The following is a 25,464-nucleotide window of genomic DNA, read 5'->3' on the forward strand; positions in this document are numbered from 1 at the left end:
GTAATGACAAAAGTTAAACGTATTGTTATTACGGCAGGCGAACCTGCTGGCATTGGCCCTGATTTAGTTTTAGCGCTTTCTCAATATGAATGGCCACATCAACTTGTTGTTTGTGCAGACAAAAACATGTTAGAAGCGCGCGCTAAACAACTTGCTATAAATGTTGAATTATTAGATTACGATATCAACACACCAGCCCTGCCCCTAAAAAAAGGGCAACTAACGGTTGATCATATTGCCACCAAAGAACCGGTTACTGCCGGTACTTTGAATGAGGCGAATGGGCACTATGTCCTCAAAACGCTAGAACGTGCTTGCCAAGGTAGCATGAGTGGCGAGTTTGATGCTTTGGTCACAGGCCCTGTTCATAAAGGTGTGATCAATCGAGCAGGGGTTGCATTCAGTGGTCATACGGAATTCTTTGCTGAGCAATCAAACACACCACTTGTGGTGATGATGCTAGCAACAGAAGGCTTAAGGGTTGCTTTAGTTACCACCCATATCCCTTTAGCCTATGTTAGCCAAGCAGTGACGGCGGAGCGTTTAGAAAGTATCATTCGCATCCTACACACCGATTTAGTCAATAAATTTGGCATAGAGAAACCTGCTATTTATGTTTGTGGCCTTAATCCACATGCAGGAGAAGATGGGTGCCTAGGGCGTGAAGAAATTGAAACCATCACGCCAACATTAGAACGAATGAAGCAACAAGATGGAATGAATCTCGTTGGACCGTTACCGGCAGACACCATCTTCAATACAAAATATTTAGAACAAGCCGATACCGTATTAGCGATGTATCACGATCAAGGATTGCCTGTCCTCAAGTACAAAGGGTTTGGGAATTCGGTCAACATCACTTTAGGTCTACCGTTTATCCGCACTTCAGTGGATCACGGAACTGCGCTTGATTTAGCTGGCACAGGGAATGCCGATATTGGCAGTTTTTTAACTGCAATCACCCATGCTTTAAAACTGGCAGAAAGCGCTAAGCCGTCAGATAATAAGCAAAAAGAGAGTAATCAATGAGTAATGATGTCCATCTAGGTCATAAAGCCCGTAAGCGTTTTGGCCAAAACTTTTTAAATGATCCCTATATTATTGATGGTATTGTTTCTGCTATTAACCCATTACCAGGTCAGAATTTAGTTGAAATTGGACCCGGTCTTGGTGCCATTACCGAGCCTGTTGGCCGTGAAGTCGACAAGTTTACCGTGATTGAACTCGATAGAGATTTAGCAGAGCGTCTGCGTAATCACCCGGAACTCTCAAGCAAGCTCACCATTCATGAAGGTGATGCAATGCGTTTTGATTTCAATCAGTTAGTAAAACCGAACAATAAACTACGTATTTTTGGCAACTTGCCATACAACATATCGACACCGTTGATGTTCCACCTATTTGAGTTCCATAAAGACATTCAAGACATGCACTTTATGCTACAAAAAGAAGTGGTCAATCGCCTAGCAGCCGGCCCTGGTACTAAAGCATATGGTCGATTAACTGTCATGGCGCAATATTTCTGTAAAGTTATGCCCGTACTGGAAGTGCCACCAACTGCATTTATTCCACCACCAAAGGTAGATTCAGCCGTAGTACGCTTATCACCTTATGAAGTGCTTCCGCACCCGGCAACTAGCTTAAAATGGTTAGATCGTGTTTGCCGTGAAGGTTTTAACCAACGTCGTAAAACCGTTCGTAACTGCTTCAAAAACCTTGTTTCTGCTGAAGAATTAGAACAGTTAGGTATCAGTCCAAGCTTACGCCCAGAAAACTTAACCTTGGTGCAATTCGTGGCTTTAGCGAATTATATGGATGCCAACAACCCAAAACCTGAACAAGAGTAATGTCCCATTGAATATAGGAGCCCTCTTATCTGGCTCCTAGATCACTTATGAATGAATGACCTTGTTATTCAAATTTCCTACGGATAGGAGAAAAACAGTGACAGAAGCTAGCCATCCACGCGTCACATGCCAAATTCATACTCGTTATATCAAAGAGCAATCCCAGCCAGACCAACATCGTTATGTCTTTGCCTACACTATTACGATTCGCAATTTAAGCCAAGAGAACGTACAGCTTATCGGACGTCGTTGGTTGATCACTGATGCTAATGCTAAACAGCTTACCATTGAAGGTGAAGGTGTTGTGGGAGAGCAACCCGTGATAGAACCTATGGGAGAATACACTTATACCAGTGGCACCGCTCTTGAAACACCTGTCGGTGTAATGCAAGGTCACTATGTGATGCTTGATTCTCATGGCAGTGAATTTTTAACTGACATCCCTCCATTTCGCTTAGCAATTCCAAACATTTTGAACTAGAGAGTATACGTGTCGACTTATATTGTAGGTGATATTCAAGGCTGTTTTGATGAACTTCAATTGCTGCTTAAGAAGGTGTCTTTCGATCCTAAACACGATACCTTATGGTTAGCGGGAGATTTAGTGGCTCGTGGGCCAAAGTCGTTAGAAACTCTGCGTTTCATTCGTAAGTTAGGTTCATCGGCCAAATGTATTTTAGGTAATCACGATCTCCATTTACTGGCGGTGTATTTAGGTTACTTTCCTGCCAAAGCAAAAGATAAAACATCTGACATTTTTAGCGCAGAAGATAAAGATGAAATCATCGACTGGTTACGTCACCAACCATTAATGGCTGAACATAATGAATTTGTAATGTGCCATGCAGGCATCTCTCCCCGTTGGAATTTAGCGACAGCAACACAAGCAGCACAAGAAATCGAAAGCATATTAACAAGCGATAATTGGCAGTGGTTAATAAAAAACATGTACGCCAACACACCAACACAATGGAGTGAATCATTACAAGGCATTGAACGTTATCGCTATATTATTAACGCCTTCACTCGCATGCGTTTTTGTAAACAAGATGGTGAGTTGGACATGGAATGCAAGCTTCCACCGAGTAAAATAGGCAGTGGTAATCTATTCCCTTGGTTTAGCCTCCCTTCTCGTCAACCATTTGAAAAAACCATTATCTTTGGTCATTGGGCGGCACTGATGGGATGTCACGATGAAAAGGCCAATGTAATTGGTTTAGATACTGGGTGTGTCTGGGGAGAATATCTCTCTATGCTGAGATGGGAAGATAAAAAAATGTTTACTCAGTCTGCCATTTAAAAAGACGTTGCTGGTAATTCAAACTCAACTCACTGAGTGTTCGTCTTACCAAGCAACATGAAATTCAAATATCCTCAACGCCTTAACTTCGTTTTAAAACAACAAACTCCATATCGTAAGTATTCTTTTCATCTTGAGTATAAGTTTCACTGTAAACCTTACTCCAATCTTTACCCCAATCAGGAAATTGAGTGTCTCCCTCAATATCAGCATCAATGAATGTCAGGTACAAACAATCAGAAACAGGCAAAAAGGCTTGGTAGATACTTCCACCGCCAATAATCATTAATTCATCAACATCGCCCGCAGATTGTTTAGCTTGTTCAAGGCTAGTGACCGTTGTCACCCCTTCTATTGCTAAAGAAGAATCTCGACTGATCACAATATTTAATCGTCCAGGCAAAGGACGGCCGATTGATTCAAAAGTTTTACGCCCCATCACAATGGGCTTTCCCATAGTGCAGCGTTTAAACCATGCAAAATCAGCTGGTAAGTGCCAAGGCATTTGATTGTCTTTTCCAATAATGCGATTGTTTGCCATTGCGGCAACCATACTAATTTTCAAAATATTGTCCCTTCAATGTTCTCATGGTTGGTTTTAAGCAATACCGATCACCGCTATACCACAGGGCGACGACGATAGAATAACAAGCCTGGCATTGCAAGACCAATAGCTAAACCTGCAATAATAAACATCGCTTGTAAAAAGTTTTCAATTAGCATTGCAAAAAGTTGTGGCTCAAATCCTTTATGGTTTATTTCTACCATCGCAATCATAGCTTTAAATGCATAAACCCCTGGCACCATAGGAATCATTGCCGCAACAGTAAAGATTTTAGGGTGAGCTAAAAATTTATGCGACCAATGCACACCAATCATACTTACCAAAGTAGCCGCAAAAAAAGTCGCCCACTCTACTGGCATAGAATACGACATTAACGAGAATCGAATACCATAAGCAATCGCCCCACCTAAAGCACAATACTTTAATGCACTTTTAGGCACATTGAACACCAAGGCAAAACCGATAGCAGGAACAGAGGCCAGTAACATGACATTGGCCAAATCTAATAGAAAGATGCTCATCGTACCCACTCCCACGTTCCAGTTAATGTCATAGCAGCAACAATCCCTAAACTGGTTGCAAAGGTCAATAAGCTCGCCATGACAAAGCGAGCTATACCCATATTGATATAGCCTTTTAGCATATCAGCCACGGCATTAATCAAAGGAAAACCCGGCACTAGCATCAAAACAGAAGAAGCCATGGCTAAAAAAGGATAGTTACCCACTTGATACAATACGGCTTGAGAAGAAATTAATGTCGTCACAAATGCTGTAATAGCAAAATTTAGAAATGGATTAAAAGATCGATGAGCAATTTCTTGTCGCACAAACATCCCTACGCTAGAAGCGAAGAAGGTTATTGTACAAATTATTTCATCACCATTGGCTAAACGTGCAAATGCTGCACAGGATAAACCGATCATCAACAAAACTAACCAGCGATTATAACGTGTGACTTTTATTTGATTAATTTTATCTTGTGCAAGTCGATAGTCGATCACTTTACGCTCAGCCATAATGCAAATATGCTGTATGTCTGTCACGACCTTCATGTTAATACCGCGATCAGGACTGCGTCTGGCAGTTGTAATACAGTTGCCACCCATCACGGTTGTTACCACCAATGAGCTTGCCGACATCGAGACTTCAACCTCATCAACCCCACACGCTAATCCTAGCCGCCGAGTTAAGTCTCCCACTAATGTGCTTTCAGCGCCATGCGCTAATAACATTTGCCCCGCATGTGCGATTAAGCGAGATATTTCACGTTGCTTTTCATCCATAACTTCAATACCAATCCATTTGATAGTCTTTGAATAACCTCACCGATTCAGGTTGAGCCGTTACCCCTTTTGTATGATGATATTAGTTTGCCTGAACTTATGAATAGAAAAGATGATTTAGAATAAAAAAAAGCTGCGATTCTCATAAAGAACCACAGCTTTTCTCATTCGATTTAAATGAAACTAATTAGTCACGAACGTAAATAACGTGGCCGTCATCTTCTTCGTCGTCCCAATCGTCGTCGTCATCTGAATCTTCAGTAATGACATTTTTGCCACTCATGGCATCTTTATGGTAATCATCCCACTTAAAGTCAACTTTATCATCTTCGATAATGACTTCTTCTTCCTTAGGTAGATTTTCCATAAATTCAGCCAATTCAAAACTCAGTTCTTTAGTACCAAGTTTATTCACAGCAGAAATTTTAGCCGTGTGGCCTTCCCAACCCAGAGCATCAACGATCTCTTGGATCTTCTCATCAGCTTCTTCTTCAGTAAGAAGATCAACCTTATTAAAGATCAACCAACGTGGCTTAGCCGATACTTTTTCACTGTATTGCTCTAACTCATCAATGATGGTTAAGGCATTTTCAATTGGATCGGAGCCATCTATTGGTAGAAGATCGACCATGTGCAACAACACTCGGCAACGTTCTAAGTGTTTCAAGAAGCGAACACCAAGACCTGCACCTTCTGCTGCGCCTTCAATCAATCCAGGAATATCGGCAATTACGAAACTACGCTCAGCACCAGCACGAACCACGCCTAGGCTTGGGATCAATGTGGTAAATGGATAGTCTGCTACTTTAGGCTTCGCTGCTGATACCGCACGAATAAAGGTTGATTTACCCGCATTTGGTAAACCGAGCATACCCACGTCAGCAAGTAATAATAACTCTAAACGCAGCTCGCGAACTTCACCTTTGGTACCCATGGTCTTTTGACGAGGTGCACGGTTAACCGAAGATTTAAAACGTTGGTTACCTAAACCATGCCAACCGCCTTTAGCGATCATGATTTTCTTACCATGTTCAGTCACTTCCGCAACCACTTCATTGGTATGAATATCAACAGCACGCGTTCCTACAGGCACTTTAATGGTTTTATCAGCACCGCGCTTACCAGTACAGTTACCGCCACCGCCATTTTTACCACGCTCCGCTTTATGGAAACGTTCAAATCGGTAATCGACTAGGGTGTTGAGGTTTTCGTCAGCTTGCATATATACATCGCCACCGTCACCGCCATCACCGCCGTCTGGACCACCTTTTTCAACAAATTTTTCACGCCAAAAGCTGACTACGCCGTTACCGCCATCGCCCGCTTCTACTTTTATGGTTGATTCATCAACGAATTTCATTTGCTACTCCACCTGCATGTTGGCAAGTTATTATGAGTGTAGACCACAGACTGTAAATCCTAGTAGATATATGAAGTCTAGGGTCTAGGGTCTAGGGTCTAGGGTCTATTATATAACTTCGCTATAAATAAAAAACCCCGCCATAAAGGCAGGGCTTTGAATTCAATTGTAAACAGGAAACTTATGCAGTTTCGATGCTTACGAACTTACGGTTCTTAGGACCTTTAACTTCAAATTTAACTTTACCTTCAGATAAAGCAAATAGAGTATGGTCTTTACCGATACCAACATTAGTGCCAGCGTGGAATTTAGTACCACGTTGACGAACAATGATGTTACCTGCTAAAACAGATTCGCCACCAAAACGCTTAACACCTAGGCGTTTGCTTTCTGAATCGCGACCGTTATTGGTAGAACCACCAGCTTTTTTATGTGCCATGTTAGCTTCTCCGTTATGTTAATTAAGCGCTGATGCCAGTAATTTTGACTTCAGTGAACCACTGACGGTGGCCCATTTGCTTACGAGAATGCTTACGACGACGGAACTTAACGATTTTAACTTTATCGCCACGACCGTGCTTAACTACTTCCGCAGTTACTTTACCGCCAGCAACCAGAGGTGCACCAACAGTGATTTCCTCACCATTAGCAACCATAAGAACTGAATCAAACTCAACGTTTGCGCCAGTTTCTACGTCCAATTTTTCTAAACGAAGAGTTTGACCTTCGCTTACACGGTGTTGTTTACCACCAGATTGGAAAACAGCGTACATATTTTACTCCGCTTTTTCCGCACAGCATCATGTTAGTTATTTTAAACATATCAGGTGTGCGCTTAAACTTGTCATCAATAGGGCGCAGATTCTACTTGAGAGCGTACCCTTTGACAAGATAAATATTAAAAAAAATGGCGAAAAGATCATCGCCTGATTAAAGTGCGTTAATGATGCCGTTTACACTCGTGTTTATCAATGTTTTTTAGTGTAGAATCCATGATTATTTTTTATCTTTTGGCCACAATAGGCCTAATCTCTGCTGGAAGAACAATGGATTTTAAAGCTATCCAGGCACTAACTGCCGACGACATGGTAAAAGTGAATGAAACCATTCATGCCCAACTTAACTCTGAAGTTAGTCTAATTAACCAGCTTGGTTTTTATATAGTCAGCGGCGGTGGGAAGCGTCTACGCCCGTTGTTAGCACTACTTTCTGCCAAAGCATTAGGTTACCAAGGTAAAGACCATATCACCGCAGCAGCGTTCGTAGAATTCATCCATACCGCTACATTATTACATGATGATGTCGTCGATGAGTCTGACATGCGTCGTGGCAAAGAAACAGCCAATGCCGCCTTTGGTAATGCAGCCAGTGTTTTAGTCGGCGATTACATTTACACACGTTCTTTCCAAATGATGACAAGCCTAGGATCTTTATCGATCCTAAAGTTAATGAGTGATGCGGTTAACGTGATCGCAGAAGGTGAAGTTCAACAATTAATGAATTGTAACGATCCTAATACGACCGAAGAAAGCTACATGCAAGTCATCTACTCTAAAACTGCTCGTTTATTTGAAGCGGCAACTCAGATTGGTGCTTTATTAGCTGATGCGCCACAAGAAGTTGAAACGGCTCTGCAAAATTACGGCAAATATTTAGGCACCGCGTTTCAGTTAATTGATGATGTGATGGATTACACTTCTGACGGAAAAGAAATGGGTAAAAACGTTGGTGATGATCTTGCGGAAGGCAAACCGACTCTACCATTACTTTATGCAATGCGTAATGGTACGCCAGAGCAATCTTCGATGATCCGTGATGCCATTGAGCACTCTAATGGCATGGAAAAACTGGATGCTATTATGAAGGCGATGCATGAGACTGGATCATTGGAATACACCACTCAACGCGCTGAACAAGAAGCAGATAAAGCAATAGCAGAGCTCTCAATCATCCCTGATTCAGAATACAAAGAAGCGTTAGTGACTCTCGCCCATATGGCGGTAAAAAGAACGAAGTAGAGATAATGAAGAGCCGCTGCTAGCTTCTAGAAAAAGCTGTCAATCATCGCGCTCAGAACTCATTAAATACAAAAATCCCGTGTAGCTCATGCAACACGGGATTTTTTAATCAGCTTATAAGCAATTTACTTCGCGAACTCTTCACCAAGTGCGATATCTGATTTCAGCGTATCTAGCATGCTATCAAAAGCTTCTTGTTCAAAGCTGCTTAGTTCACCGTAGCTTAAAATCTCTTCTACGCCTTCAGTGCCCAAACGAATAGGTTGCGCGAAGAAACGTGCATGTTCACCGTCACCTTCAACATAAGCACATTCAATAATGCCTTGTTCGCCTTGCAGTGCTTTCACTAAAGACAAACCAAAACGGTAAGCTGCTTGACCCATTGAAAGAGTTGCAGAACCGCCACCCGCTTTCGCTTCAACAACTTCTGTGCCTGCATTTTGAATACGTTTCGTCAATGCTGCCGTTTCTTCTGCTGTAAATTCAACGCCTTTTACTTGAGAAAGAAGCGGAAGAATTGTCACACCAGAGTGACCACCGATAACCGGAACTTCAAGGCCTTCAAGAGAAACGCCTTTTAATTCAGAGACAAATGTTTCTGAACGAATCACATCAAGAGTCGTAATACCGAATAAACGATGTTTGTTATAAACGCCTGCTTTTTTCAATACTTCTGCAGCGATTGGTACAGTCGTATTTACTGGGTTAGTAATAATACCCACACACGCTGTTGGGCAAGTTACCGCAATTTTTTCAGCAAGTGATTTGATAATACCTGCATTCACATTGAAAAGATCTGAACGATCCATACCTGGCTTACGAGCAACACCTGCTGAGATTAATACAACATCTGCACCTTCAAGTGCAGGTGTTGGATCTTCACCAGCGTAACCCTTAATCGAAACGGGTGTAGGGATGTGACTTAAATCAGCAGCAACACCAGGGGTTACTGGCGCAATATCATATAAAGCAAGATCTGAGCCTGCAGGAAGTCCATTTTTCAACAATAAAGCAAGTGCTTGTCCAATACCACCAGCGGCGCCAATCACAGCTACTTTCATGAGCCTTTCTCCTTTGACAATCAATGTGTTGTTATTCACGTGAATTTAGGTCTGTGACCTAGAATGCCTTCGAAGTTACAATATCTCAATATTAATTACAATTGGATAACTTCAGCTTTGAGATGTTGCACTCATCCAACTGAAAATAAGAAACAACTTAAAGTGTCACCCCACACGATGACTAAGGTTAAGAGGTGAATTATTTAAAGTGAATTACCTAAAAAGTGACGTAACTACTTGGTGCTCATTGCTCATCTATGCGAAAATACTGCAATTATATGTATTAACAGAAAGAAACCATTATGCGAAATAGTGACAAACAAGATAATTTAGTCCGCTCATTTAAAGCGCTATTAAAAGAAGAATGTTTTGGCTCTCAAGGTGAAATTGTTGATGCATTAAAAGAAGATGGATTTGAGAACATTAATCAATCCAAAGTATCACGTATGCTCACTAAATTTGGTGCTGTTCGAACTCGCAACGCAAAAATGGAAATGGTGTACTGCTTACCAGCGGAACTTGGTGTACCAACAGCATCCAGTTCACTCAGAGAATTAGTGCTTGATGTCGGCCATAATGATGCTTTAGTGGTTATCCATACTGGCCCTGGCGCTGCTCAATTGATTGCCCGTTTATTGGATTCATTAGGGAAGTCTGAAGGTATTTTAGGTGTGGTTGCTGGTGATGACACCATTTTTATTACACCTACATTAAACATTACAACTAAACAACTTTTTGATTCGGTGTGTGAATTATTCGAATACGCTGGGTAATTGTTTTAAATTAGATCAAAACCTTACGTCATTAAGAATAGCTCTTCAATGGCGTGAACATCTTCTCACTTTTGCGTCCTACTCTTATATTTGTCTGTCTCAATTTAATACTTACCATTAGTATGGTTCTTCTCAACTCTTCTAACCTAGAACCCGTTGAGCTTGATAACATTCAATTAATGGTTAAGGATTAACCATTAAATAGAAACCAATGAGTGTCACTCTAGACACAAAAAAATGGCAATGATTGCTATCAATCGCCTTCTAATGGCACAAGGACGTTTACATGGCTTTTATTTCACCTTTTTTTCGAACATTAACCGCGCTCGGAGCTGTATTACTCCTCACGGTCTCAAGCACAGCTCACGCTGAAAAACGCATCTATATTACGATAGGCACAGGGGCTGTAACCGGTGTTTATTACCCAGCGGGCAGTTCTATCTGTAAATTAATCAATAAAGGTCGTCAACAACACCACATTCGTTGCTCTATTGAATCGACTGCAGGCTCTGTCGATAATATCGATGCTTTACGTATGGGTAAGATGGATGCAGTGATCAGCCAATCCGATTGGCAATATCAAGCATCAAAAGGCTATCCTGATTTTAAAAATAAAACACCGTATAGCAACATGAGAGCTTTGTTTTCACTCTACAGCGAACCTTTCAATGTCATCGCACGTAATGATTCGGGTATAAAAACGCTCAGTGATTTAGCGGGAAAAAGAGTTAATATCGGAAATATAGGTTCCGGTGATCGAGCCACGATGGACATGGTCATGAAGCAGTTTTCATGGACAAATAAGAGTTTCTCTTTAGTCACCGAACTTACGGGGGCAAGTCGCGCTCAAGCTTTATGTGATAATCAAATTGACGCTTTTATTTCTATTCTTGGGCATCCTAACGCTTCAATCAAAGAGGCGACAACCTCTTGTGGTGCTAAGCTTATACCAACCACCAGCAAAGCCATTGATGATTTAGTCAGCACTCATCCTTATTATGCTTATACATCCGTTCCCGCTAATCTTTACCCAAACAATGATAAAGATATAAAAAGCTTTGGGATGTTATCAGTCGTCAGTGTTGATAGTGAACTCTCTGAAGAAATCGCCTATAACATCACAAAAGCCGTGTTTGATAATTTTGATACTTTTAAACGATTACACCCAGCTTTCGCATTATTAAAAAAAGAAAATATGGTAAAGGATGGTATTTCTGTCCCCTTACATCCCGGCGCTATTCGTTATTACAAAGAAGTAGGATTGCTATAAAGCGTTACTTTTTCTCAAGTAAGAATGCAAAAAAGCTTGAATGATTTCTCTCATATTCAAGCCTTTCTCATTTTGCATACTCTCTTTAACCAACCACTCTATTTTGAGAGACGCCTTGTTGAAACTTTTCAATATTATCCATCAAAATATTGCACAGTGCTTGGATAGAAGATTGGCTGCCCCATGCCACATGAGGCGTCAATAATAAATTGGGCAGATCCATATTGGCGATCAAAGGATTAGATTCATCAGCTGGTTCTTGAGTAAAGACATCACAGCCTGCACCTGCAATTTGTTTGTTTTTAAGCGCTTCCACTAAATCGAATTCATTAACCAAACCACCACGGCCTGCATTAATTAACACTGCGCTGGATTTCATTTTCTCGAATTCTGGTTTGGCGATTAAATTAGTCGTTTCTTCATTAAGTGGACAATGCAAAGTAAGCACATCGGCAGTTTTAATGACTTTATCAAATGCCATATAGCCTAATCGAGCAGGCGTGACGCCTTTACGTTCAGTAAAAACTACGTTCATACCAACTGCTTTTGCCAGTACGGCCACGGCTTGCCCAAGGCTACCACTGCCTATAATGCCAAGTGTAGATCCGGCTACATCGGTAATTGGATGGGTAAAAAAACAAAACTGCTTTTGCTTTTGCCATTCTCCAGCAGCAATATCTTGATGATAACCCACTAAATTTCGCTTAAGTGCAAACATCATGGCAAGCACATGCTCTGGAACCGAGCGCGTGCCATAGCCTTGTACATTGGTCACTACAATATTGTGATCTCGACAATATTCTAAATCGACGTTATTGGTTCCGGTTGCCGCTACCGCAATCATTTTCAAATTTGGCGCTTGAGATAACACCTCAGCAGTCAATTTCACCTTGTTGGTAATAACAATGTCTGCAGAATGAATACGCTCAACCACGAGCTCTGGCGACGTTAAATCAAATTGTTGCCATTGGTGTTCAAAAGTGAGGTTGGGGATATTGATATGCTCGGGGATGGTTGCAACATCGAGAAAAACCACCGTTGGTTTACTTGGAAGATGCGTAGGTGTTAGCGGCATAAGAAATCCTTTTCTGCAATAAATGAAACGTATTAAGATGAGACGAGTGTTTTATAATCTGGCAATTCAGATTCAGGGCTAAAGTGTCGCAAAATTTGCGCGTCAGCGTCGCGATAAAAGTCACAAGGCACAAACGCGGTGGAAAGTTGATTATCTTTTGGATGATAGAAACTGAGTTCAGCTGAATGCAATTGCAAACGTTCTGAAGAATAATCAAAGGCTTCTGGTGTCGCATAGAACTCGTCGCCAACAATAGGGTGCCCTATCGCCATCATGTGGACACGTAACTGATGAGAACGCCCCGTGATAGGCAATAAACGCACTACTGTGGTTTGAGCTTCTCTTGCCACCACCTGGTATTGAGTTAATGAAGCTTTGCCGTGTTCATCACACACTTTTTGGCGTGGACGGTTTGGCCAATCACAAATCAAAGGTAAATTGACTTCCCCCTGCTCTTGCTCAACATTCCCCCATACTCGTGCGTAATAAATTTTATGGGTTAAGCGGTATTGAAATTGCTTCTTGATATGACGTTCGGCTTCTTTGGTTAACGCAAATAGCATTAAACCAGAGGTCGCCATATCCAAACGATGCACCACTTCAATATTCGGGTAGTTCTCACGTAAACGACTCCAAATACTGTCGTAATGCTCTTCCAAACGCCCAGGAACCGATAATAACCCGGCCGGTTTATTGGCCACTAAAATATGCTCATCTTGATAGACAATCTCAGTCCAAGGGTCGGTCGGTGGAAGGTATTCAAGTAAGGCCATAAAAGATCTCGAATGTTTAAATGATACTCGCTCAAACTCTATCTATCGATTTTAAGCACAAGTTATGGAAAGGTCGTACCGATGCAAAACGAACATTTTCGACACGAAAGCAGGTTTCTCGCCGCTCGAAGAGCACTTGCGATCATCATCGAGTAACGAGAAATATCTTTGCCAATTGGCGCTATTACTGATGCGCCACCACAATCAAACGCAATGAATCCAACTGCAACTGAGCCGTTTCAATGTAGCTTGATAGCGTTTCAATTTGCTGTTCAATCACGGTTATTTCCTCATCACGAATGTTTGGATTGACCGCTTTTAATGCCTGCAAACGCTCTAATTCACCATTCAGTTTTTGTTGCATTTCCGTGTTCGCGCTTTGGCGTACCTCATCCAATTTCGGTAATACCGCTTGCTCGGCTTTTTCAATCAAGGCATGGATTTGCTCTTGCACTGAACTGGCGACTTTACTGGCCATGTGACGGTTAATTGGGCTTAACTGACGGTTGAAAGTATCAAATGGTACTTGCGCAGAAAGCTCATTGCCTTTGCCATCCATGAGTAAACGAATGGGCGTTTTTGGTAAGAACTGATTAATGCCACTGCGTTTTGGTGCTTGTGCATCCACTAAGTACACTAATTCTAAGAACATAGTACCGACTGGCAGTGCTTTATTTTTCAATAAAGAAACCGCATTAGTCCCGACATTTTCACTCAGCAGTAAATCTATACCACCTTGGATCATTGGGTGTTCCCAGCTCATAAAGTGCATATCTTCACGAGAAAGCGCCGTTTCACGATCAAAAGTAATGGTTGCGCCTTCATAAGGTAGACCTGGATAACTCGGCACCATCATGTGCTCAGAAGGTGTTACCACTAAAGCATTCTCACCTTTATCATCTTGGTTTAAACCAATAGTGTCGAACAAGCCTAATGCAAAGGTAACCAGGTTAGTGTCATTGTCACCGCTCGCAATCGTTTCAGTGATTTTTTGTGCTTTTTCGCCGCCGTTAGAATGAATTTCCAACAAACGATCGCGTCCTAAATCAAGCTTAGCTTTTAACTTTTTATTTAATATTGCCGACTCTTCAACCAAATGCTCAAGTTCGCTCATCTCAATCGATGCCAACATCGACACTAGCTGATCCGAATATTGATCATAAACCGAACGACCGGTTGGGCAAGTTTCAGCAAAGGCATTCAACCCTTGGTGATACCACTGCGCTAAAATCGATTGTGCCGAATTTTCTAAATATGGGACGAAAATTTCAATATCACGATTTTGACCAATACGATCTAAGCGCCCAATACGTTGCTCAAGCAAATCAGGGTTAAATGGCAAATCGAACATTACTAACTGATTCGCAAATTGGAAGTTACGTCCTTCAGAGCCGATTTCAGAACAAATGAGAACCTGAGCACCACCTTCTTCTTGAGCAAAGTAAGCGGCCGCTTTATCACGTTCAATGATCGACATCCCTTCATGGAACACGGTAGCTCGGATACCTTCACGTTCACGTAAAGCTTGTTCTAATTGCAATGCACTTGCAGCGCGAGAAGCGATCACTAAGATCTTTTCAGAACGTTTTTCCAATACTTTATCGATAAGCCAAGTTACACGCGGATCAAATGTCCACCACGAGGTTTTATCGCCTTCGAGATCTTGTAAGATCTCTTCAGGATATAAATTCTTTAAAGCTTGAGTGGTTTCAGGCAGATCACCATCCATCATTTTGGCAACACGCATGGCACGGGTGTATTGCTCCGGCATTGGCATTTCAAGCAAATGAACATGGCGGGTAGGGAAACCTTTAATGGCAGCACGTGTATTACGGAACAAAATACGTCCTGTTCCATGTCTGTCCATCAAGTTATCAATCAATTCTTGGCGAGCTAACGCTTTTTGTTCTTCATCCGATTCTTGTTGTGAGCTGCAACCATCTAAAATACGGAATAATGGTTCAGCATCTTGTTCGGACAATAATTCGGTAATGCTGTTCTTTTCATCGTTGGTCAGGGCATTACCTGATTCTAAACTGGTGACCGCTTCGGCTACTGGTGCGTATTGTTGCTCTTCTTTCACAAACGTTGGGTAGTCAAAGAAACGATCGGAATCGAGCAAACGCAAGCGAGCAAAATGGCTTTCATGACCTAATTGCTCTGGCGTTGCGGTTAATAGCAATACGCCAGCAATTTTAGCGGCTAAGCCTTCTACCATCTCGTATTCACGGCTTGGGGCATCAACGCTCCACTCTAAGTGATGCGCTTCATCTACCACCAATAAATCCCAATGTGTATCCAAAGCTTGCTCATAACGCTTGGCATTCTTTTTCAAGAAATCGAGAGAGCACAGTACATATTGCTGCGTATCAAATGGGTTAAGTGCATCCGCTTGAGATTCTAGGCAACGCTCTTCATCAAACACCGAAAAATGAAGATTGAAACGACGCATCATCTCCACCAGCCATTGATGTTGTAGCGTTTCAGGCACCACAATCAAAATGCGTTCAGAACGACCACTTAATACCTGCTGATGAATGATCATGCCTGCTTCAATGGTTTTCCCCAAGCCTACTTCATCGGCCAGTAAAACACGCGGTGCATGACGACGCCCGACTTCGTGCGCAATGTAAAGCTGGTGAGGGATCAAACCAGCACGCATGCCACAAAGGCCACGCATTGGGCTTTTGTGTTGCTGGTATTGATTGGACAGCGCGTTGTAGCGTAAAACAAAGTTATCCATACGATCGATTTGACCGGCAAATAATTTATCTTGTGGCTTATTAAAACGAATTTGATGATTCAAGAAGATTTCACGTAACACCACATCAGTGTCTTCTGTATCTTGACGAGTGCCAATATAACTAATGAGATCATTTTGAACATCGACTTGTTCAACTTTTAATGACCACCCTTCTTGGCTTTCAATGACATCACCAACATTAAATACCACACGAGTGATTGGTGCATCGCTACGAGCATACAACCTATTTTCTTCAGAAGCGGCGAACATTAACGTTACTGTACGAGCATCTAACGCGACGACTGTACCTAAACCTAAATCACTTTCTGTATCACTAATCCAACGCTGACCTAACGTAAATGTCATGTATTTGACTACCTCTGAAACTTAACTCAATGAAAATATATTTTAGTGGGTTGTCGTCAGCTTTTCTTGTCAAAAGAACAAAAAAAGCAAAAGAAACGACATGCTTGAGAGCCCACAAAAAAGCTGCACATATTACTGTATGCCAGACGATATATCACGATGATTCGCATTAAATTTGTGAGCTGACATAAAAGTGTCAATATTTAACAGCTATTGTAGAGCTGAAAGACAAAATCTTTCATATACTCAAAGAGAACACTCAAGATGCCTCGCAACGGTCGACAAGTTCAATGACCTAATAATGAGAAATCGGTGTTTAAATATAAAAGGGTTTGATCGTTATGTAGCTGCACGCTACCGACACTCTCGATAGCGCTATAGATTAAGAAACAGGACTCGTTTCTCAAGCTTGCAGAAACCTCTGGCAATCAAACTGCAGTCGTGACTAACAACTGCTAGCCTTCCGCACTGCGGAAAAAGGAGACGCTATGGGCGCAACCCAAAAGACGCTAAACAGCCGTACATCACATACCAACCATCCATCACACGATAAAGCATCGCGTAAAATTTTTGTCCTTGATACCAACATCCTTTTGCATGAACCCCACGCTATTTATTCCTTCCAAGAACACGACGTCGTCATCCCCATGACGGTATTAGAAGAACTTGACCGCATCAAAGACAGTAAGCGTGACGTTGCTCGAGACGCCCGAGTTGCGATTCGAGCACTTGAAGCCATTTTCCATGATGCGACACCGGATGAAATCTCTCAGGGTATTCCTTTTGCCAAAGATAATAAATCCACTGGTACAATTTCAATATTGGCCGATTTTGATGTTCAAGACAGCGATAAAGCCTTTGCCGATAAAGCCGGTGATAATCGCATCTTAAATGGTGTCATCGCCTTACAAAACCGCCGCGCACCGCGAGAAGTCGTCTTAATCACTAAAGACATCAATATGCGGCTTAGAGCGAAAGGCGCTGGCGTTCTATATGTTGAAGATTACCGCACCGATCAGCTCATTGATGATGTGCAATTTCTCACCAAAGGTTTTACCGAATACAAAGGCAGTTTTTGGGATAACTTTGAGCAAGTAGACAGTCACACCACAGGTAGCAAAACCTTTCACATGGTGGATAGAGAGGGCTTAGAGCCCACTTTCATTAACCAATATTTAAATTGATGAAGATACAGACTTTGCTGGTCGCGTCGAAGAACTGCACCCTACGACGGCCAAAATTAAAGATTTAAGCCGTGAGCGTCTCATGCATCGACACGCATGGGATATCTTCCCTAAAAACGTTTATCAAGGCATGGCAATGGATGCCCTACTCGATCCCGGCATTGATTTGGTCATCTTAACTGGGGCTGCAGGAAGTGGTAAAACCATGTTAGCAATGGCTGCCGCTCTTGAAATGACCATCGAGAAAAAGATGTTCGATAAGATCATCGTCACCCGTAACACACCAGACATTGGCGAGGCGATTGGCTTTTTACCTGGTACCGAAGAAGAAAAAATGATGCCATGGCTTGCCGCCATCACCGACACACTAGAAGCCTTACATAAAAACGATCATTGCACCGAAGGATCACTCAAGTACATTTGTGATAAAGCTAATATTCAATTTAAATCAATCAACTTTATGCGAGGACGCTCCATTCAAAATGCTTTCGTATTATTGGATGAGTGCCAAAACTTAACCGCTTCACAAATCAAAACTATCATTACTCGTTGTGGTGAAGGGACTAAAATTGTCTGCTCAGGTAACTTAGCGCAAATTGATTCAACCTATCTAACCCCTGTTACATCAGGATTAACTTATATGGTTGAACGCTTTAAAAACTTTGAAGGTAGCGCCAATATTCACCTAAATGGTGTAGTACGTAGTCGATTAGCTGAATTTGCTGAAGAAAATCTATAACGTCATTCAATAATAAAGGCGTCTGGTGACGCCTTTAATTCTTCTCTATCAATAACCACTTGCTTTGATAAACGCCCCTAAATGGGGATTACAGTGCGATTCATCTAAGCTCGACATAACTCCGCTCTCACTCACCGTTCCTTGCTCCATAAAAGCAAAGTGGCTGGCTATCGCTTTAGCATCAGTTAAGTGGTGCGTCACCATCAAGACCGTGACTTGACGTTCCTTGGCTAGTTTTTCTACCAGTAGCAACATCTCTTCACGCAAAATAGGATCCAAAGCAGAAAACGGCTCATCCAGTAACCAAATAGAATGCGATTGTACGAAGCACCTTGCCAAGGCTACACGTTGCCTTTGCCCTCCTGACAACTGCTCTGGAAGTCGATCTAATAAAGAGTCTAATCCCACTTGTTGCGCAGCTTGTTGAACTTGCTGCTGCTGATCTTGCGTTAATTTAAGACCGGGATGCAGACCAAGGCCAATATTTTGACGCACGGTTAAATGGCTAAATAAATTATGCTCTTGGAACAACATTGCCAATGGTCGTTGATGTGGTTGCAAGCCAATTACCGATGAATCCATAACATGAATATCACCTTTCTTTGATTCAATAAATCCAGCTAACAGACTCAATAAGGTTGATTTCCCTGAACCACTTGGCCCCATTAACGCCATGATCGAACCTTTCTCGACATTTAAATCGAAGTGAAAGGTTTCATCGTGGTAGTCATAAATGACACCTTGTACTGCAATTGAAAACTCAGACATTAGGTAATTTCTTATTAAAAATGAGGCGAATGATTAACAACTAATGGTTCCAACGGATCATTAACGGCTACTGCGTTTAAAGACGCTATCAATGAGGGCAAAACATAATAAGCTAAACAGCAATAAACATAATGATACCACTGCCGCGGCAGGCATTTGATAACTGCCTAATAATTGAAATAGATACAATGGTAAGGTGGTAAAAGATTGATTACCAAATAAAGCCACCGCACTTAAATCGCCCATCGAAAACATAAAACTGATCGAAAAAGCGTGTGCAATCGGTTTATTGAGCGCTCGCCATTCCACCAAACGAAAACGATTCCACCCTTTCATTCCTAAGCTTTGGCATAAGAAGTGATACTGCTGCGCGGTTTGCAGCATAGGTTGAGACAAAGTTTTTATAATGTACGGCAACGCCATTAAGCTGTTAACCATAATGACCACCCAAAAGGCGAGACTAAATACATCGACTTGATCTCGCAGTAATAAAAACAACCCTGTACTGATCACAATGCCAGGAGTGACCAAAATAATCGTCCCCATTAACTCTAAGCGTCCAGCTCTGTGAGTCAATCCTTTTAAATGCCATGCTCGACTAGTAAACAAAATGGCCACGCCCATTAGCAGTGCCAACGTGCTTGCTAGAGTAGCCACTTTAATCGAGGCACTTAATGCCTGCCAAAATCGTTCATCTTGTAACACGGTTAATGATTTGGGATTCAGACCTTGCCACACCACCATAAATAAAGGGGGAAGCACTAATATCATCGCAGACCCAATCCACACCGCATCCCAAATTTTAGCCTTTTTAGTATCCGATAATAATGGCAAACGCTGCCTTGTTGCCATTGATGACGCAGGCAAAGTCTTTGTCAACTTCAATAGCGTTAAGCTCAACACACCACACAGTAACATTTGCCATAAAGCTAAAATTGCGCCCGCTTGTAAATCGAAATCAAACTTGATCGCTTGATAAATCGCTAATTCAATAGTGGTTGATTTTGGACCGCCACCTAAAGCCATCACAGTTGAAAAACTGGTAAAGCACAACATAAATACCAAACCAGCCACCTGCGGTAGTTGCTGCCGCATTCGTGGCCACTCAACTTGCCTAAATTTTTGCCAATGATTCATCCCTAAATGTGCACAAAGTTTATGTTGTTCACTGGGAATAGACTCTAAAGAATGCAGTAATAATCGACAGGCATAAGGCAGGTTAAAAAAGACATGGGCTACTAGAATTCCATTTAAACCATAAATAGAAAAAGGTAAACGTGTACCAAAAGCTTTAAACATATCAGCGACTAAGCCACTGTTTCCTAAAATGGCTAAGATGCCAAACACGCCCACCAGCACAGGCAATACGAGTGTCGATGCAAACAATTTAAGCAATAACGCTTTACCTTTAAACTCTCTGCGAGATAAAGCATGCGCCACCGGTATAGCAAGTCCGACACTCAATAATGTGGAAAAGAAAGCCTGATAGAAACTAAAGAAAGTTATGTGGCGATAATATGGATCAGATAGAATCCAACCCAAGTTTAAAGTCGGTGCATGTTGGATTAACGCTACAACGGTCGAGCTAACAAATAAACCAATCGCAATGGCAACCGCCAGTCCTAATTTAGGAACTGAGACATTCACCATTGGTCATTTCTCTGGTTTATTTGATTCAATATCATGATTTTATTCATTTATTGAGAAAGCGCCATTTGCCACTCGCGAGTCCAGCCTTTCAACTGTTTTGCCACAACTTGAGGATCAAGAGATAGCATTTTATTGGGTACGGTGAGTTGCTCGAAACCTTTTGGCAGTTCAATATCCGTCACAGGGTACATCCAGTTACCGGTTGCCATCACTGATTGGAAATCATCACTCAAGATAAAGTGCATAAACTCATCGGCCAATTTTTGATGCTTAGAACTTTTTAGTTTTGCAGCCAGTTCAATTTGTGCATATTGGCCTTCAGAAAAATCAGCAGCGGCATATTGCTGATCGTTTTCAGCAATAATGTGGTAGGCAGGTGATGTGCTGTAAGAAAGCACCATATCACTCTCACCTTTTAAGAACAGCGGATAGGAATCCGACCATCCTTTACTCACGGTAACGGTTTTCTTGGCAAGCTTCTGCCAAGCTTCAGCAGCTTTATCACCGTACACTGCTTTTACCCACAATAACAAGCCTTGCCCAGTAATTGAGGTGCGTGGATCTTGATAAATGATATTGAAATCATCGCGATCCACCAGCTCTTTTAAGCTTTTCGGCGGGTTCTTCATTTTGGTTTTATTATAGATAAATGCAAAATAGCCGTAATCAAAAGGCACAAAATAGGCGTCATTCCAGCCTCCCGGAATAGTCACATTAGAGGTGTCTACATCATGTTTGGCTAGCAGGCCTGTTTGTTGCGCTTGAGCCATAATGTTGTTGTTTAAGCCCAACACCACATCTGCCTTAGTGTTAGCACCTTCTAATCGAATCCGACTCAATACTGAGCCGCCATCATCCAGCGCCACAAAGTTCAGAGTACAACCACATTGGCTTTCAAACGCTTTTTTAATTTTAGGGCCAGGGCCCCAGTCGGAAGTAAATGAATCGTAGGTATAAACGGTTAACGTTTCTTTTTCAGCGGAGAAAATAGAAGAGCTAAACATAAGTGCACAAGGCAGCGCTAGAGTGGTCAATAATTTAGTTGTGAAGTTCACTAGAAAATCCTTTGTATAGTGAGCAGCACAGGAAAATAAGTAGGGGAATTCCAGACTCAATTCCTACGCCAGCATTATCTGGTTCAGGTTCACGGGTCTCTTAAAAAAGATCTCAGCCAAATCAGTTATTGATTTAGCTCCCCGATGAGTATTCATTTAAGTAATTGTATTGAGTTAACCATTAATAGGCTAGCCATTAACGATAAAAATGATAAGAGTGATTACTTTTAACCGCGTTGATCATAACCCCAACGAGGAACCAAACCTTGTTCTACCCCTAAATGATCCAACATTCTCGCCACCATAAAATCAACAAGATCTTCAATGGTTTTCGGTTGGTGATAAAAGCCGGGAGCCGCAGGCATAATTGGTGACACCCATTTGAGAAAGCTTGTGCATATTTTCTAAATGCAACGTGGAAAATGGCGTTTCGCGAACCACTAACAGCAATTGCCCACGTTCTTTCATCACCACATCGGCAGCACGTTCAATTAAATTATCCGAGATGCCATGCGCAATTGAGGCAACACTGCCTGCCGAACATGGGCAAATCACCATTTGTTTTGGCGCTGCAGAACCTGAAGCCACCGGTGAAAACCAATCTTCCTTGCCGCACACAATCAATTGTTCACTGTTGCAGTCTAAATGTTTAACCAAAGTTTTTTGCGCCGCTTCTGGGCCGCTTGGCAGCTTCAAACCATGTTCTGTTGCCATCACGACGCGCGCAGCAGAAGAAATCAATAAATACACGGTATAGTCGGCAGCAAGTAAACACTCTAATAAGCGCAACCCATAAGGCGCACCAGAGGCCCCCGTAAAGGCTAAAGTAATGCGCTTTTGTGTCGATTGAGACATATTAATTCCCCCAAGAGAAAATGTGTATTTAAAGCAAATAGATCATGATGATCTATTTACCTGCCATGATCTTTTTACTTACTACAATCTTTTTACTTATGATGATCTTTTTGCTTGTAAAGCCGCTAATAGCTTGTTGTGGATCCCTTCAAAGCCGCCATTACTCATTACTAGAATTTGATCACCACTTTGCGCTTGAGCGGCAATATGTGCCACAAAGCTATCGATATTATCATCGACATAACTTGGTTGTGGGCATTGCTCTGCCACGTCTTGCACCGACCATTTAACATTATTCGGTTGGTACAAACACACTTCATCAGCATGTTTAAATGACGCCGCTAATGTGTGTTGATGAACCCCCATTTTCATGGTGCTCGAACGAGGTTCAAACACCGCAATAATTTTACTGTCACCGACTTTATTACGTAAGCCTTCGATTGTGAGATCAATCGCGGTTGGGTGATGGGCAAAATCGTCATACAACTTTATGCCATCAACTTCACCTTTCAGCTCCAATCGACGCTTAGTATTAATAAACTTACCTAACGCTTCACAAGCGAGATCGGCAGTCACCCCAACATGACGCGCTGCTGCGATCGCCATTAAGGCATTATTAACATTATGATCGCCCACTAAGTCCCACTGTACAGTGCCAGATAACGTACCATCTAAGTAAACCTCAAAATGGCTGCCATCTTTAGTGATTTTATTGGCTTTCCAATGACCATCATCGCCAATATGTTCCAATTCACTCCAACAACCACGCTTTAAGACATCATCCAAACCGGCATCATTTATCGGTGATAAAATACGACCATTACCCGGCACGGTACGAACTAAATGATGAAATTGTCGTTTAATCGCTTCAAGATCATCGAAGATGTCTGCATGATCAAACTCAAGGTTATTCATCACTAACGTGCGAGGATGATAATGCACGAACTTTGAACGCTTATCGAAAAAAGCACTGTCATATTCATCGGCTTCCACCACAAAAAACATGCTTTCGCCTAAACGGGCTGAAACGCCAAAGTTGCCCAGCACCCCACCAACTAGAAAACCCGGTGCGTAGCCACAGTCTTCTAAGATCCACGCTAACATGCTGGAAGTGGTGGTTTTACCATGCGTACCCGACACAGCTAACACCCAACGATCGTGCAACAAAAATTCTTGTAGCCATTGTGGGCCAGAAGTGTATTTCAAGTTGTTGTTAAGTACATATTCGACACAAGGATTACCACGGCTCATAGCGTTACCAATCACCACAAGATCGGGTGCAGGGCTTAACTGGCTTGGATCAAAGCCCTCTATAATCTCAATGCCTTGTGACTCGAGCAAGGTGCTCATTGGCGGGTAGACATTGGCATCACACCCCGTCACTTTATGCCCTAGTTGACGCGCCAATACTGCAGCGCCTCCCATGAAAGTGCCACAAATACCAAGAATATGAATATGCATAACCGTCGTTCCTACCCCATAACCGGAGGCTTAAATAAGTGCCAAATAAATTAGGGGGAATAGTAACGCAAAGCAAACAAAAAGTATGGTTAGAATTTAACGAGCTATCATTTAAAAAAGCGTTTTGATGTCTCATTTGTGAAATTTTACAAGTTACTTCATTACCATTAAAAAGTTTCTCAATTTACAATCGGTTAAACCCAAATACTCAATATACCTAATGCAATTGAAGTGTCAGCTTCACATACGCAAGGTAACAGTAGTTTCGCTTAACGACACATAAGGATGAATCATGTCGACCATGCGCACACTTGGCGAATTTGTAGTTGAAAACCAACACCACTTCCCTCATGCCAGCGGTGAGCTTTCTTCACTGTTAGGCTCAATTAAACTGGCTGCGAAAATTGTAAACAGAGAAATCAACAAAGCCGGTTTAGTGGATATTACTGGGGCAGTGGGTGCTGAAAATATTCAAGGTGAAGAACAGCAGAAACTCGATCTTTACGCTAATGACAAGTTTAAAGCCGCGTTAGAAGCACGAGATCAAGTTTGTGGTGTGGCAAGCGAAGAAGAAGATGAAGCCGTTGCCTTCAATAAAGACTTGAATAAAAACGCTAAATACGTGGTATTGATGGATCCATTGGACGGATCATCCAATATCGACGTCAACGTTTCTGTCGGAACCATTTTCTCTATTTATCGTCGAGTTTCTCCGATTGGTAGCGCACCAACCCAAGAAGACTTCCTGCAACCTGGGCACAAGCAAGTCGCTGCTGGTTACATCATTTATGGATCGTCTACTATGTTGGTGTACACCACAGGTAATGGGGTACACGGCTTTACTTACGACCCATCACTGGGTGTATTCTGTCTATCTCATGAAAGTATGATGATCCCTAAATTGGGAACTATTTATTCCATCAATGAAGGCAATTACATCCGTTTTCCAACGGGTATTAAAAAATACATTAAATATTGCCAAGAAAACGTCCCAGAAGAGCATCGTCCATATACTTCTCGTTATATCGGCTCTTTAGTTGCAGATTTTCATCGTAACCTTTTAAAAGGCGGTATTTATTTATATCCAAGCACCGAAAGTCATCCGAACGGTAAGTTACGTTTACTCTACGAATGCAACCCTATTGCTTTCTTAATGGAACAAGCCGGTGGCAAAGCCAGTGATGGTAAAAACCGTATCCTCGATTTAAAACCGACCGAATTACACCAACGCGTTCCGTTTGTGGTGGGTTCACCTGCCATGGTTGATAAAGTTGAAAGCTTTTTAGAACAATACCCAGAATAACGAGAACTTAGTG

The 25,464-nt window shown here is 42.0% G+C and carries 22 protein-coding genes, 2 pseudogenes and 1 riboswitch; of the genes and pseudogenes, 9 read left to right on the forward strand and 15 right to left on the reverse strand.

Translation table 11 applies throughout. The features are described from left to right. Positions 1–3 precede the first annotated feature (3 nt). Genes pdxA through A1QC_RS13940 form a run of 4 tightly spaced genes read left to right on the forward strand, consistent with a single transcriptional unit; the run spans position 4 to position 3,147 of the window. The gene (gene pdxA / locus A1QC_RS13925) at positions 4–1,029 is read left to right on the forward strand and encodes a 4-hydroxythreonine-4-phosphate dehydrogenase PdxA (protein ID WP_017026327.1); all 1,026 of its coding nucleotides are present in this window, start codon (positions 4–6) and stop codon (positions 1,027–1,029) included. Next, complete coding sequence (rsmA, locus tag A1QC_RS13930; protein WP_017026328.1) at positions 1,026–1,847, forward strand: 16S rRNA (adenine(1518)-N(6)/adenine(1519)-N(6))-dimethyltransferase RsmA; 822 nt, start codon at positions 1,026–1,028, stop codon at positions 1,845–1,847. Before pdxA ends, rsmA begins: the two co-directional genes overlap by 4 nt. A 55-nt stretch (positions 1,848–1,902) precedes the next feature. Further along, complete coding sequence (gene apaG / locus A1QC_RS13935) at positions 1,903–2,328, forward strand: Co2+/Mg2+ efflux protein ApaG (RefSeq protein WP_050990338.1); 426 nt, start codon at positions 1,903–1,905, stop codon at positions 2,326–2,328. Positions 2,329–2,337: 9 nt separating this feature from the next. Further along, positions 2,338–3,147 carry a symmetrical bis(5'-nucleosyl)-tetraphosphatase gene (locus A1QC_RS13940; RefSeq protein WP_017026330.1) on the forward strand — a complete coding sequence of 270 codons (810 nt, stop codon included), beginning with the start codon at positions 2,338–2,340 and terminating at the stop codon, positions 3,145–3,147. 82 nt (positions 3,148–3,229) lie between these two features. Here the strand turns inward: A1QC_RS13940 and folA are convergent, their stop codons facing one another. The 6 genes from folA to rplU all read right to left on the reverse strand — a co-directional run bounded on the left by folA (position 3,230) and on the right by rplU (position 7,130). Then, complete coding sequence (gene folA / locus A1QC_RS13945; RefSeq protein ID WP_026025981.1) at positions 3,230–3,712, reverse strand: type 3 dihydrofolate reductase; 483 nt, start codon at positions 3,710–3,712, stop codon at positions 3,230–3,232. 53 nt (positions 3,713–3,765) lie between these two features. Continuing rightward, a complete protein-coding gene (locus A1QC_RS13950) occupies positions 3,766–4,233 on the reverse strand; it encodes a threonine/serine exporter family protein (RefSeq protein ID WP_017026332.1) in 468 nt (155 codons plus the stop codon). Beyond that, the gene (locus A1QC_RS13955) at positions 4,230–4,997 is read right to left on the reverse strand and encodes a threonine/serine ThrE exporter family protein (protein ID WP_017026333.1); all 768 of its coding nucleotides are present in this window, start codon (positions 4,995–4,997) and stop codon (positions 4,230–4,232) included. The genes A1QC_RS13950 and A1QC_RS13955 overlap by 4 nt, the downstream gene beginning before the upstream one ends. Positions 4,998–5,184: 187 nt before the next feature. Continuing rightward, on the reverse strand, positions 5,185–6,357 hold the full coding sequence (gene cgtA, locus A1QC_RS13960) for an Obg family GTPase CgtA (protein ID WP_017026334.1): 1,173 nt from the start codon (positions 6,355–6,357) through the stop codon (positions 5,185–5,187). Between the two features lie 181 nt (positions 6,358–6,538). Beyond that, positions 6,539–6,796 carry a 50S ribosomal protein L27 gene (gene rpmA, locus A1QC_RS13965; protein WP_017026335.1) on the reverse strand — a complete coding sequence of 86 codons (258 nt, stop codon included), beginning with the start codon at positions 6,794–6,796 and terminating at the stop codon, positions 6,539–6,541. A 22-nt stretch (positions 6,797–6,818) separates the two neighbouring features. Then, positions 6,819–7,130 (reverse strand): 50S ribosomal protein L21, encoded by a 312-nt coding sequence (rplU, locus tag A1QC_RS13970; RefSeq protein ID WP_017026336.1) that lies wholly within the window; start codon positions 7,128–7,130, stop codon positions 6,819–6,821. 273 nt (positions 7,131–7,403) lie between these two features. Between rplU and ispB the strand changes: the two genes are divergently transcribed. Further along, on the forward strand, positions 7,404–8,375 hold the full coding sequence (ispB, locus tag A1QC_RS13975) for an octaprenyl diphosphate synthase (protein WP_017026337.1): 972 nt from the start codon (positions 7,404–7,406) through the stop codon (positions 8,373–8,375). A 125-nt stretch (positions 8,376–8,500) separates the two neighbouring features. On the opposite strand, the gene mdh is transcribed toward ispB, so the two are convergent. Further along, positions 8,501–9,436, reverse strand: coding sequence for a malate dehydrogenase (gene mdh / locus A1QC_RS13980; RefSeq protein ID WP_017026338.1), 936 nt, complete (start codon positions 9,434–9,436; stop codon positions 8,501–8,503). 302 nt (positions 9,437–9,738) lie between these two features. Here mdh and argR point away from each other — a divergent pair, with 302 nt between their 5' ends. Together argR and A1QC_RS13990 are read left to right on the forward strand one after the other, a co-directional pair. Beyond that, positions 9,739–10,209: a transcriptional regulator ArgR gene (gene argR / locus A1QC_RS13985; RefSeq protein WP_017026339.1), complete on the forward strand. Its 471-nt coding sequence runs from the start codon at positions 9,739–9,741 to the stop codon at positions 10,207–10,209. Positions 10,210–10,495: 286 nt separating this feature from the next. Beyond that, the gene (locus A1QC_RS13990; protein WP_017026340.1) at positions 10,496–11,479 is read left to right on the forward strand and encodes a TAXI family TRAP transporter solute-binding subunit; all 984 of its coding nucleotides are present in this window, start codon (positions 10,496–10,498) and stop codon (positions 11,477–11,479) included. Positions 11,480–11,564: 85 nt separating this feature from the next. On the opposite strand, the gene A1QC_RS13995 is transcribed toward A1QC_RS13990, so the two are convergent. The 3 genes from A1QC_RS13995 to rapA form a co-directional block, all read right to left on the reverse strand. After that, complete coding sequence (locus A1QC_RS13995; protein WP_017026341.1) at positions 11,565–12,554, reverse strand: D-2-hydroxyacid dehydrogenase; 990 nt, start codon at positions 12,552–12,554, stop codon at positions 11,565–11,567. 32 nt (positions 12,555–12,586) lie between these two features. Beyond that, entirely contained in the window at positions 12,587–13,327 is a 741-nt protein-coding gene (rluA, locus tag A1QC_RS14000; RefSeq protein WP_017026342.1) for a bifunctional tRNA pseudouridine(32) synthase/23S rRNA pseudouridine(746) synthase RluA, read from the reverse strand. Between the two features lie 184 nt (positions 13,328–13,511). After that, positions 13,512–16,436, reverse strand: coding sequence for an RNA polymerase-associated protein RapA (rapA, locus tag A1QC_RS14005; RefSeq protein ID WP_017026343.1), 2,925 nt, complete (start codon positions 16,434–16,436; stop codon positions 13,512–13,514). 488 nt (positions 16,437–16,924) lie between these two features. On the opposite strand from rapA, the pseudogene A1QC_RS14010 reads away from it, so the two are divergent. Further along, positions 16,925–18,359: pseudogene (locus tag A1QC_RS14010) on the forward strand (PhoH family protein). Positions 18,360–18,407: 48 nt separating this feature from the next. Here A1QC_RS14010 and thiQ read toward each other — a convergent pair. From thiQ to mpl, 5 genes and pseudogenes are all read right to left on the reverse strand, one after another. Further along, entirely contained in the window at positions 18,408–19,127 is a 720-nt protein-coding gene (gene thiQ / locus A1QC_RS14015) for a thiamine ABC transporter ATP-binding protein (protein WP_017026344.1), read from the reverse strand. A 60-nt stretch (positions 19,128–19,187) separates the two neighbouring features. Beyond that, positions 19,188–20,777: a thiamine/thiamine pyrophosphate ABC transporter permease ThiP gene (gene thiP, locus A1QC_RS14020; RefSeq protein WP_017026345.1), complete on the reverse strand. Its 1,590-nt coding sequence runs from the start codon at positions 20,775–20,777 to the stop codon at positions 19,188–19,190. Between the two features lie 47 nt (positions 20,778–20,824). Beyond that, on the reverse strand, positions 20,825–21,781 hold the full coding sequence (thiB, locus tag A1QC_RS14025; RefSeq protein WP_050990339.1) for a thiamine ABC transporter substrate binding subunit: 957 nt from the start codon (positions 21,779–21,781) through the stop codon (positions 20,825–20,827). Positions 21,782–21,875: 94 nt separating this feature from the next. Further along, positions 21,876–21,986, reverse strand: a riboswitch (TPP riboswitch). A gap of 73 nt (positions 21,987–22,059) precedes the next feature. Continuing rightward, positions 22,060–22,687: pseudogene (locus A1QC_RS14030) on the reverse strand (flavin prenyltransferase UbiX). Positions 22,688–22,783: 96 nt separating this feature from the next. Beyond that, the gene (mpl, locus tag A1QC_RS14035; RefSeq protein ID WP_017026347.1) at positions 22,784–24,148 is read right to left on the reverse strand and encodes a UDP-N-acetylmuramate:L-alanyl-gamma-D-glutamyl-meso-diaminopimelate ligase; all 1,365 of its coding nucleotides are present in this window, start codon (positions 24,146–24,148) and stop codon (positions 22,784–22,786) included. 292 nt (positions 24,149–24,440) lie between these two features. Here mpl and fbp point away from each other — a divergent pair, with 292 nt between their 5' ends. Continuing rightward, a complete protein-coding gene (gene fbp / locus A1QC_RS14040) occupies positions 24,441–25,451 on the forward strand; it encodes a class 1 fructose-bisphosphatase (RefSeq protein ID WP_017026348.1) in 1,011 nt (336 codons plus the stop codon). The last annotated feature ends 13 nt before the right edge of the window (positions 25,452–25,464 follow it).

This window comes from Vibrio rumoiensis 1S-45, assembly GCF_000286955.2.
GTDB classification, from domain to species: domain Bacteria; phylum Pseudomonadota; class Gammaproteobacteria; order Enterobacterales; family Vibrionaceae; genus Vibrio; species Vibrio rumoiensis_A.